This window comes from Shewanella amazonensis SB2B (assembly GCF_000015245.1).
Classification (GTDB): Bacteria; Pseudomonadota; Gammaproteobacteria; order Enterobacterales; family Shewanellaceae; genus Shewanella; species Shewanella amazonensis.
This window is the reverse complement of the sequence record NC_008700.1, coordinates 349,744-361,814: the sequence shown is the minus strand read 5'-3', so window position 1 is coordinate 361,814 and position 12,071 is coordinate 349,744. Positions and strand designations below refer to the sequence as shown.

The following is a 12,071-nucleotide window of genomic DNA, read 5'->3' as shown; positions in this document are numbered from 1 at the left end:
TTAACGCTCCTGTATGCGTGAATTGCCCACATGACATTGGCGGGCAAAGAGGATGGCACCTTCTTCAGGTGATGCCTTGGCGGTGCGAATCCTGGTGGATAAGTCAGGGGCGAGCCAGGGTTGCATCAGGGGGGCGATACCACCCACCAGTGACAAGCTGTCGATGCCTGTTGCCAGCAAGCGGCGAATGACCCCATTGATAAAAGTGGCGCCCTGTTCAATCAGCGAGAGGGACACGGCATCACCAGCACCAGCCTGCTCAAACACCTGTGGGGCAAACCTGGCAAAGTCGGTGGCGTTGGCGTGCATCAGTTGCTCCGCCAGGGCCATGGCGTTCGTCCCCTGCAACAGCTTACCGGTCAGGCTGGTGCCCGGCCCTATGCCATCGGCGTCCAGCAATACGGCCTTGACCGCTTCGAGCCCAAACCAGGAGCCGCTGCAGGTGGCATTGATGGGGAAACCATGGCCACCGATGAGGATTTGCTGCCCCTTCACGTTGGCGAGAGAGCTGAAGCCTGTGCCCAAAATAATCACGCCGCCATCGGCGCCCTGATGGGCGCCCAGGGCCGCTACATGCAGATCCGTGGTGGTATGCCAGGCAGCAAAGGGATGGGCCCATTCATTCATCACCTGCTGCATCTTGGGTAAGTGCAGCCCCGCCAGACCGGCACCCACAATCAGCCTGTGATATTGCTTATCGAGCCTGGCCGCACCCAGCGCCTTATCGATGGCAGACATGATAGCCGCCTGACTTTGGCTGACACCATTCACCGGATTGGCAGGTCCTGCAACTCCGTGGCCCAGCACCTGGCCGCTATCGTCTGTCAGTAATGCCCGGCAATGGCTGCCACCGGCATCAATACCCACCCAGAAGTACGCAGAAGCAGACGACTCCCGGGGCTCTCCCCCCTGTTCTGCCGGGGCATAAGCTGCCCCTGTCTGGGTTGCCTGTGTGTCATGGTGAACAGCCGCGCAGGCTGCCATTCTGGTCATTTCAATCATCGACTGCCTTCCTGCTGCGAAGAATTAACCGGGATGGCCGAGAGCTTGCGGCTCCAGTCCAGGGTACGCTGCAAATAATAGTCTTCGGGTAAGTCGCCATAATCCAGATAGCGGTAATCGGGCAGTTGCTTCACGACGGCGGGCTCAATCTGGGTGCCTTCGTGCCACTCATTGAAGGAGGTAATGGTTACTATGTCTGGCTTGGTGTTAAGTGCCTGACTGAACATGCGGTCGTAATAACGGCCCTGCTCACGGGCCTTGAAGTTGGCACCGTTCCAGGGACGAATTCTGTCATCGGCATAGCCGGGGCCGACACTGGGAATAAAGAGTTTGCCATGACGACTGGCCCAGCCAGCCAGGTAAGGCCAGTTGGTACTGGTACTGCCCCACACAAAGCCCTCGCTGGCAAAGTAGGTGTAAAAACCATCGAAGCCGGTATCGAGAAAAAAGGCTTCTTCGCCCTGATTTACCCATAAACCGATAAATTGCCCATCGAGTTCAGGAGTTCTCAGGCTAAGCTCTCCTCCCGGCAGCAACAGCTTTTGCCATTCACTCACCGGCATCTTGTAGGAGTCGTATACATAGTAAAGGGGTTTGCCCCGATAACGGTACAAGGCGGGATGGGTGCCAAATTTCCGCATTAATTCAGCAATAATGGCGTGGAACTCTTCGGCGCTGCGGTAGTTGGGTTCAATATGAAAATTAATCTGCAGTCCTTTTTCGGCCGCTTTGTCCATAAAGAAATCGATGGACCTGGCAGCAAAATCGTCGGCCCCCAGCCAGCTTACCGACACCACACCTATGCCGGCCTGGCGCATCATCTCCAGATGCTGCTCGATAATCTCGGGATCGTGGGAGCTGTAACTGCCAAGGGATGGGTAAAAGTTGGCCCCTATGTCATCAGCACCGGGAAAATCCAAACGCCCCTCGAGGGGGATATCACCATAGGGCAATACCCTGTGGTTCCAATGTTGCCACTGGCCATCCTGCTGCGGATTGCCGTACCAGCCATAGTAGAAGACATGAAGGCGTGAGTTGCCCAAAGGCTCGGATGGTCCCTTGCTGCACCCCGGCAGCGAGCAGGTGAGCAACACCAGCAATAGAATGCGGTAAATCTGTATCAAGGTCGTGTTCCAGCTTTGCTTAGTGACTGATACCGCCCCCTGATTTGAGGGCGAGTATCAAGGACAAGCACTGCGAGTGAGGGCGGCCGTACTGCGCATATACTGCCGACCGCCCTTTCGCCACGCTCAGGAGGTTACAACTCTGGGCCAATCAGCTCGATTTCAGCGATTTGCATCAGGGTATCGTCACCTTTGTTTTTGGTGACATTGAGGCGATAGCTGCTGAAAGCAAAACCGTTACCCATTTCAAACAGCTTACGCTCGAAGCGGTTATCCCAGGATTCGCCAATCCAGCTACCCAGACGAACCCAGGTCTGGCCGCCGTCATTGGAGCCTTCCACGTTGAAGTTCTCAGGGTCGCGGCCGTCGGCATCATTGGCACTGGTGATGGCAATGCTGCTGACTATCTTGGCCTGAGGCAAATCAATCTGAACCCAGGATGGGTCTTCTTCGGTCGGTGCGCCTTTCCATTCGTTATGATCCAGCCACTTGGTGCTGAGATCGTTATCGAATGCCATGGCAGCCGCCTCGGCTTCGCTGATGGCATTGCGGGCACTGGCCACGGCACCGGCTGAAGATGAGTGATCCACCGACATGTACTGGGGTCCAATCAACTCTATCTCGGCCACCTGCATCAGGGTGTCATCACCCTTGTTTTTGGTGATATTCACGCGATAGAAACTGAAGCCCAAGTCGTTGCTGAAGGGGAACACTTTGCGTTCGAAACGCTCATCAAAGCCCTCACCAATCCAGCTGCCCAGACGTACCCAGTTGGTACCGTCGTTGGACGCTTCGATATTGAAGTTTTGCGGATCGCGGCCATCGGCATCGTTGGCACTGATCATACCCAGCTTGTTCACAGCAACCTGAGAGGGGAACTGCACCATCACCCAGGCCGGGTCTTCTTCGGTCGGTGCACCTTTCCACTCGTTATGGTCAAGCCACTTGGTGCTGGCATCACCGTCAAACGCCTTGGAACCCGCTTCCGAATCGCTGATGGCGAAACGGGCGCTGATTTGGGTACCGGCCATCATGCCATGATTGAGATCCGGCAGTTTGGGGCCCACCAAACCGATTTCCGCCACCTGCATCAGGGTGTCATCGCCCTTGTTCTTGGTGATATTCAAGCGGTACGAGCTGTAGGCCAGGCTGTTGGTGACGCTGAACTGTTTGCGCTGGAAGCGCTCATCGAAGCTCTCACCTATCCATTCAGACAGGGTCAGCCAGGTTTCACCGTCGTTGGAGGCCTGCAGCTGGAAGTTCTCCGGGTCGCGACCTTCGGCATCGTTGGCGCTTACCAATACCAGGGTATCCACCGCCTTGGGCTCAACCAGATCCACCCGAACCCAGGACGGGTCTTCCTCACTCGGGGCACCTTTCCAGTCGTTGTGATCCAGCCACTTGGTATTGACGTCTTTATCAAACGCCATGGTTTCTGCTTCCGCATCTCCGATACGATTACGGGCGGTAATGCTGGCAATACCGGTGGCATTGGCATGGTCTTCGCTGGTGTAAATCGGGCCGACAAAGGCAATCTCAGCCACCTGCATCAGCGAATCATCACCCTTGTTTTTGGTGATATTCAAACGGTAGTAGCTGAACTCCAGGCCATTCACAAACCTGAATTCTTTGCGCTCGAAACGCTCATCAAAGCTTTCACCAATGAACTCGCCCAGGGTTACCCAGGTTTCACCATCGTTGGAGGCCAATACCTGGAAGTTTTCAGGGTCGCGGGCAGGAGCATCGTTGGCGCTGGTGATAAACAGGCTGTTCACCGCCTGGGGCTGGGCAAATTTCACCTGCAACCAGGAGGGGTCTTCCACACTGGGCGCGCCCTTCCAATCGTTGTGATCCAGCCACTTGGTGTTTACGTCACCGTCAAATGCCATGGCCTCGGCCTCGGCATCACTGATGCGGTTACGACCTGTGATCACGGCCGTGGCGAGATTCTCAGCGGTGGTGACTTCCTTCACCGGACCTGAACTGGTGGCGGTTTCGATAAATGGCAGTTTAAGGTCTATCACGCTGTCGGCAGTCAGGCCCAGCTCAGCCAGATAAGGCACGGCGGCAATGGAGGCCAGCATGCGCTCACGCAGCGGCGTCAGGGCGGTGATATCCCCTTCGTTGGCCAGTGCAATGGCGGCGGTGACTTCAGCCATAAGGCCAGCAAAGGTCTCTCCTTCAGCCAGGTTGGCGAAGGCCGCATTGACCAGCGACAGCTTGATGATGTCCTGGCTGGCATAGGTGTCCTGACACTCTTCCCGGGTCACGGTATTGCCATCTGCGTCGGTTTCAGAGATCTCCTGACACTCTTCGCCGGTAATAAAGTTTGCCATAGCCTCGGCACTGATAAGCGCTGAGCTGAACACGTTGGCCTTGCTGTTGACCCCAAGGGCCTTGAGCAGCAGCTGCGAATTGTCCGCCAGCGCCATTTCATACAACTGACGCACAGACACGTTGCGCCCGCCTGCCACCTCGGTGGCCACAAGGTCACTGGCAATACTGGTCAGGGCATTGGCCTGAAAACTCGCATCGGCGCTACCATCACTGCTGTTGGCGTAGGGCACCTGCACATAAGCGAGGGTGGTGAAGTGAGTGCCTGACAGGGGCGCACCGCTCAGCACCTCGCCCATGGCGACCCCGGCACAAGTTACCGAATCACAGATCATGCTGGTCTGCTCGTCGGCGGCCACGTCCACTTTGAACATGCTGTTGATGCCAAAGCCGGGCTGGCCGGTCACAGTGAAGTTGATGCTGCCATCATCACCGGTACGGTTGTCTCCGCTCATCTGTACCTGACTGCCATTGAGCTGAGATACTGTGACCAGCGCGTTGGCGAGGGTGCCTTTTACGGCGCTGCCGGAAATATCAGCCACGGTCACATCAATGGTGGCCGGGATATTGGCCGGATCCGGGTCATCCGCACCGCCACAACCATAAAGACCCGCAAGAGAGAGCGCAATTAAAGTAGACAACCTGCTGTTTTTGAAAACTTTCATTTTTATTCCTCGTCATTCTTGACTGAAAGCCGCCCAGGCGGCCTATTCGTTAAAACCTGTAGGTAGCGCCCAAGTAGAAGCGACGACCGGCGTAAGCGTTCTGGATGAAACGGTTGTCCGTATCATTCCCCAGATGCACGTAGGTTTCCGATTGGGTCAGGTTAATCACAGAGGCCGACAACATCAGGCTGTCGGTGAGGTTGTAACTGGCATTGACGTCTATCTGGTCATAGGCTTCGGTGTAGTAGTTGGTCTCCCAGGAGGCGACATAGCCGCCCACACTTGGACCACGCTTGTTATAGGAAGCCCTGACACTCAGGTCGTCGTTTTCGTAGAAAGCAGATAAGTTCCACTGGTATTTGGAGCTGCCAATCAGCGGCGACTCACCTACCTTCTGCCCATCCAATTCGACGTTGGCCTGATTGGTGTTGTTGCGGGTGTAGTTGGCATAAATACCAAATCCGTTATCAAAGAAGTGCTGCATAAACACTTCCATACCGCTGGAGCTGGCATCGGTGCCGTTGGCGACAGTGTAGAAGTCGCGTACCAGCAGGTCATCGCCACCGGCGGTGACTACCTTGTCGCCGGCATTGGGCAGGGTGAAACTCTGCTCAGGAACACTGCGGGTGGTATCTATGATGAGCGGCACCACGAAGTTGTCGACGTTCTTCTTGAAGAAGGCAATACCCACACCAGAGCCTTCGCCGTAATAGTATTCCAGCGAGGTATCAAACTGAGTGGACTCCATGGGCAACAGCGACGAGTTACCGCCTGAGCCGGTCCAGCCTTCGCTGTCGCGGATGCTGTCGAAGTCGTCGGCGGCGCTGCGGTCGGCGGAGTATTCGTTGGAGGTGTACACCAGTGTCTGGAACTGGCCCAGGTCATCATACCCCGGACGGGCCATTACCTTGGCGGCGGCAAAACGCCAAACCCAGTTATCTGCCAGATCCCACACCAGGTTCAGGCTTGGCAGCCATCTGTCGTAGGTGTTTTCTTTTTCCAGATAAACAAAGTCTTCTACTCGCTGTTCGTCTTCTGGCAGCAGGTTGCCCTGAGCATCTTTCCAGTCGAGACGATAAAGGATTTTGTCAGACGAGCCGGACGTGGTGGTGGTGCTCACATAGCGCAAACCCAGGTTACCGCGGAAGTCTTCGTAGCTGAAATCGGCCTGCAGGTAAGCGGCGGTGATCTCTTCCTGTACGTTGTAGACGTAGTTGGGTTCGATACGGGTGTATTGAACAAAGTTCTCGCTGACAATCTGCTGATAACGCTGCCAGTCAACCGCCGGGAACAGGTTGGTATTAATCACATCCGACAGATTGCCCAGTGAGCCTGACATTATCACGTCTCTGATGTCAGGGATGCCATCGTTGCGGGAGTAGTCATCGTCAAGGTTGATGGTGCCGGCGGCTTCACCTGCGGCAATATCAAAATCCGGTGAGAGATAGAAAGTATTGCGGGTATCGCGGTGTATCTTGCCGTCCCGATACTTCATACCGAAATGCAGGGTGTGCACCAGCCCCCAATCGACAAAGTAATCCACATCCAGCGAGGCGTATTTTTCTTCCTGGGTGCCGGTAACAAAACTGGAGTCTGTGGCGCCCACGTCGGCCTGGCCACCGATACCGGCGGTCAGGTTTTCAATCATCTTGGGGTCCATGTAGGTGGTCATCTTATGGCCCGATAGATCATAGCCATAATACAGAGATGACTCGTTGGCATAGTAAGCGGCGCGGAACTTTTCAGATGGTCCGCCCTCGGCTTTGGTCTTACCGAAGGTCAGCTTGGCATTGAAATTATCGCCTTCGTACTTGGCATAAAAGTCGAACGTATCCGAGGTGGACTCTTCACGCTTGTATTCACCGTTAATACGGGGAATGGCCGACAGGCGCTGGGAGCCCGAGGTACCGGCGGAATAATCAATCCCGGTCACGTATTCGGCTTCGGCGTCGACCCGCACGTCGGTCCAAAAGTTGTCGTTGTTGTTCCACTCGGGGTATTCAAGCTGGTTGAGAATGGAATCCTGGCCAAGGGTAAAGCGGAAGTAGTTCATACCAAACTCAAGAGAGTCGGTTGGGCGCCACTGAGTGGTTACCTGAAAACCTTCACGTTCGCGCTGCTCTTCGAGCACTTCCTGCACCATACTCTGGGGCGCATAGCCCTTGGCGCCGCCTTCAACCAACTGGTTATCCTTGCGCTCCTGATAGAGGAAGTTTTTGTTGATGATATTGACCCGGGCGCTTTGAGAGCGGTTGGTTCTGTCCTGACGGGTGTAGCCGAGCAGAAAGCCCAGATCTTCATCATCGTTTTTCCAGGAATAGATACCACTGAACTGAGGCTCGTACTTATCTGTGATATCCGAATTGCTGTACTCAAGGTTAACTATGCCTGAGTTTTTATCCATATTCAGTGGCTTACGGCTGTACATCAGCACGGTACCACCAATGCCACCCTCGTCGAGTCGGGCCTCGGACGATTTGAACACCTCAACCCTTTCAATCATGGTCGAGGGCATAAGGGCATAGGAGAAGGAGCGGGACGGTTCGCCTGGTGAGGAGGCGATGAAGTTGCCATTGAGCTGGGTGAAAGTCAGGTCCGATGACAGACCACGGATGCTGACGGTGGCACCCTCACCACCGCTGCGCTGAATCACTACCCCGGGTACCCGTTGCAGCGAGTCTGCAACGTTTTTATCCGGAAACTTACCTATGTCTTCGGCGGTAATGGCATCAACCACGGCATCGGAGGTGCGCTTTATCGACAGGTTTTCTGCAGATGAAGCACGAATACCACGGATTTCAATGACTTCGATATTCTCTTCGTCGGCCTTTTCGGCTTCGGGCGTTTGCGCGTATCCCATGGCACTCAGTACCGAGAGACACAGCAGGGACTTTGCAAATATTCGCTGATTACGAATAACTTTACTGTAATTATTTGTTGTCATAGGGTTTTCCCTCTCCTCTCATTAATGTAATCGTAAACAAGGATTTAAGAAATCTCGGACAACAAACCAATAAAATCATTGCATTACGGAAACATTAGTTTTTTATAAATATAAGGACGTAAGGCACATTAATGTAATCGATTACATTGGGTTCGAATACTAAACCGCCATCAACAGGGAGTCAACAGCAAAAAACCTGCTGTCAACAATTTATTTACAGAATGGAATAACAGAAATGACGTGCCGCGCAGCATAAAATATTACTGCCGCGCGCACCGAAAGCGGATGAAAGAATTAATGTTTTATTTTAAAGACAGAAGATTAGATCTAAATTTTAAGGGGGCCCGTGCTGCCACGCTCCAATAAATGGAATGGCATAATCACCCGGGAGCGCGCCAGGGGAAGGCGGTTGATTTGTTGCACCAATACCTCAACGGCATTGCGTCCCATCTCGTAGGCAGGCTGGTCTATGGTGGTCAAAGGCGGGTCCATATAAGCCGACACCTTGACGTTATCAAAGCCGGTGACAGAGATATCATCGGGGATCTTCAGCCCCTGGGACTTGATTTCAAACATAGCACCGATGGCGATATCATCGTTGAAGCAAAAAATCGCGCTCGGGCGCGGATTTCGGCTGAGAAGCTCCCTCGCCCCTTCGATACCCGTCTCTATGCTGTAGCTACTACCAACCAGCATATCTTCTTTAAAATCAATACCCTCACCCTGAAGCACACTCATAATGCCCGTCAGGCGATCATGGTGTATTTGGCTGCGGCGCTGACCGGCAATAATCCCGAAATGTTTGTGTCCAAAGCCTATCAGATGATGGGCCAGGGCCCTGCCTGCGGCGTGGTTGTCGAGCTCAATAAAGGGGTATTTGCGATCCCCCTCGATACGTTCACAGACACTGACCATGGGGATTGTGGCTGCCAGATCAGCATCGTTATCAGAAAAAGGAAATGAATGGTCCAGCTGAATAAGACCATCGGCCCTGTTGGTGAGCACCATGCTGGCATACTCATGCTCCCGGGCCTGCAGCCCCTGGGTGTCGCCGAGCAGCACGCAATAGCCTTTCTCCTGAGCCGCCTGCTCTATCCCTTCGATAATCCGCATAAAGAATGGGTTAACCAGGTTGGGGACCAACACCACTATGGCATTGGACTTGCCAGTTTTAACACTGGTGGCCATCCAATTTGGACGATATCCGGCTTGCTTTACTGCCTGCATGACCTTGGCACGGGTTTGCTCACTGACTCTTTCCGGGCTTTTCAGCGTCCTTGAAACAGTCGCGGTGGAGACACCCGCCAGTTCACTTACCTTCTTAATATTGGTCATTAAGTATTGAATTTCCTGATGAATATGCCATCCGGCCTGTGATAAATCATTGCAAGCAGTTAACTTTTTACGGTAACAATCATAAAACAAATTCGCATTTTAAGGAAGATGTAATCGATTCCATAATAAATTCAAATTGCGGGTTTTACCCATTAAAAGCGGATTTTAAGGGGTAAACGATACGATAACCTAGACTGATCAAATGTAATCGATTACAGTGAGCCAAATCCCCCTACAAAGTCACAAGTGGGTAACATGCTTGTGACCGGATAACCTGGAGACAGAAAATAATGATAAGGTCCAAGGTCTGTATTGCCGTCATAGGACTATCGCTGGTCGCATGCCAGACAAGCAATCACAGTGCTTCTCCCACACACGTCGCTGCCACACAACGAACCAATCTGGTCAGTCAGGAGCTGGTGCAGTACGTGAATCCCCTGATGGGAACAGACTCCAAGTTCAGCCTTTCCAATGGCAATACCTACCCGGCAATAGCCACGCCATGGGCCATGCACTTTTGGAGCCCGATGACGGCCCCCATGGGTGACGGTTGGACCTACAAGTACGACGACGATACCCTGCGCGGCATCAAACAGACTCATCAGCCCAGCCCCTGGCTCAATGATTATGGTGCCTTTTCCCTGATGGCTGTCACCGGGGCGCTCAAGTTTAAGGAAGACGAGCGCGCCTCCTGGTTTTCCCATAAGGCCGAAACCGTCAGCCCCGATCACTACTCTGTTTATCTGGCCGACTACGATGTCACCATGGAGGTGACGCCCACCGAGCGCGCCGCCCAGTTCCGCTTCACCTTCCCCGAGACCGAGCAGGCCTACATTCTGCTGGATGCCTTCAATAAAGGCTCCATGGTTCGCATCCTGCCGGAGCAGCGCAAAATTGTCGGTTATGCCCGCAATAACCACGGCGGCGTACCCGACAACTTCCACAACTACTTTGTGATTGAGTTCGATAAAGAGTTCGAGCTGACCCACACCTGGCACGACGGATGGGCACTGCAGCCAAACCAGTTGAGCAGTGAAGGTGAGCATGTGGGTGCCATCATTGGCTTTAAGACCCAGCGTGGCGAGCAGGTGCATGCCAAAGTCGCCTCCTCCTTCATCAGTCCGGAGCAGGCCGAAATCAACCTGCGCCGCGAGATTGGCGGGCAAAGCTTTACCGAGACCCAGACCGCAGCCAGACAAAGCTGGCAAAAGGAGCTGTCGCGTATTCGGGTCGAAGATCAGGACCTGGATGAGGTAAAGACCTTTTACTCTGCCCTTTACCGGGTATTGCTGTTCCCACGCAAGTTTTACGAGTACGACGCCAACAATCAGCTGGTGCATTACAGCCCCTATAATGGCGAAGTCCTCCCCGGTTATATGTTTACCGACAATGGCTTCTGGGACACCTTCCGCGCCGTGTTCCCCTTCTTCACCCTGATGTATCCCGAGCTGGATGCCCAAATCATGGCGGGACTGGCCAACACCTATAAAGAGTCTGGTTGGTTGCCTGAATGGGCCAGCCCCGGCCACAGAAATGTGATGGTAGGTTCCAACTCAGCCATCAATATCGCCGATGCCTATTTAAAGGGCATTCGCGGATTTGATATCGATACCCTGTACGAGGCCGCCCGGAAAAACGCCGAAGTGAATGAGGGTCGCCCCATGACCTCCGTCGGCCGCGAAGGCGTGGATTACTACAACAAACTGGGCTACGTGCCCTATGACGTGGGCATCCACGAAAATGCCGCCCGCACCCTGGAATATGCCTTTGCCGACTTCAATCTATACAAGCTGGCCAAGGCCCTTGGCAAGACTGAAGATGCCGAGCTGTTCAAACAGCGCGCCTATAACTATCGCCACCTGTTTGACACAGAGACCGGCTGGATGCGGGGTAAAAATCAGGACGGCAGCTTCCAGTCACCCTTCAACCCGCTGAAATGGGGTGATGCCTTTACCGAAGGCAACGCACTGCACTACAGCTGGTCGGTGTTTCACGATATTGAAGGCCTGAAGCAGCTCATGGGAGGCCAGCAGGGCTTTATCGACAAGCTGGATCAGGTATTCGATATGCCGCCGCTGTTTGATGATTCCTATTATGGTTTCACCATCCATGAAATCCGCGAGATGCAAATCGTCAACATGGGCAACTACGCCCATGGCAATCAGCCTATCCAGCACATGATTTACCTCTACAATCACGCCGGTCAGCCCTGGAAGGCTCAGCAAAAAGTCCGTGACGTGATGAATCGTCTCTATTCGGCGACCCCGGACGGTTATTGCGGGGATGAGGACAACGGCCAAACCTCGGCCTGGTACGTGTTCAGTGCACTGGGCTTTTATCCGGTCACACCGGGCACACCTGAGTATGTGATTGGCAGCCCTCTGTTTGACAAGGTCACCCTGACGCTGGAAGACGGTAAAACCTTCGTTATCGAGTCAGACAACAACCTGAATGCCAACCCCTATATTCAGCAGGCCCTGCTCAATGGCAAGGCATTGAACCGGAGCTGGCTCGATCATCACGAGATCCAGGCCGGTGGCACCCTGAACTTCGACATGGGCGCCACCCCCAATAAAGCCTGGGCCAGCGATGCCAATGCCCAGCCTTACTCCATGTCGTTGGAAACAACGCGTCCCTAAAAAGAGGACGCGGCTGCGTCCTTCGACA

At 54.0% G+C, this 12,071-nt stretch carries 6 protein-coding genes; 1 reads left to right on the top strand and 5 read right to left on the bottom strand.

Annotation, left to right across the window (positions count from 1 at the left end):
- The 5 genes from SAMA_RS01605 to SAMA_RS01585 form a co-directional block, all read right to left on the bottom strand.
- Positions 1–1,002 (bottom strand): BadF/BadG/BcrA/BcrD ATPase family protein, encoded by a 1,002-nt coding sequence (locus SAMA_RS01605; RefSeq protein ID WP_232280509.1) that lies wholly within the window; start codon positions 1,000–1,002, stop codon positions 1–3.
- Positions 999–2,126: a glycoside hydrolase family 71/99 protein gene (locus tag SAMA_RS01600; RefSeq protein ID WP_157608288.1), complete on the bottom strand. Its 1,128-nt coding sequence runs from the start codon at positions 2,124–2,126 to the stop codon at positions 999–1,001. The genes SAMA_RS01605 and SAMA_RS01600 overlap by 4 nt, the downstream gene beginning before the upstream one ends.
- A gap of 134 nt (positions 2,127–2,260) precedes the next feature.
- Positions 2,261–5,125, bottom strand: a complete 2,865-nt coding sequence (locus SAMA_RS01595) for a discoidin domain-containing protein (protein ID WP_011758417.1) — start codon at positions 5,123–5,125, stop codon at positions 2,261–2,263.
- Between the two features lie 49 nt (positions 5,126–5,174).
- Positions 5,175–8,069: a TonB-dependent receptor gene (locus SAMA_RS01590; RefSeq protein ID WP_011758416.1), complete on the bottom strand. Its 2,895-nt coding sequence runs from the start codon at positions 8,067–8,069 to the stop codon at positions 5,175–5,177.
- 327 nt (positions 8,070–8,396) lie between these two features.
- Entirely contained in the window at positions 8,397–9,404 is a 1,008-nt protein-coding gene (locus SAMA_RS01585) for a LacI family DNA-binding transcriptional regulator (RefSeq protein WP_011758415.1), read from the bottom strand.
- 290 nt (positions 9,405–9,694) lie between these two features.
- Between SAMA_RS01585 and SAMA_RS01580 the strand changes: the two genes are divergently transcribed.
- Entirely contained in the window at positions 9,695–12,043 is a 2,349-nt protein-coding gene (locus SAMA_RS01580; RefSeq protein ID WP_011758414.1) for a GH92 family glycosyl hydrolase, read from the top strand.
- The last annotated feature ends 28 nt before the right edge of the window (positions 12,044–12,071 follow it).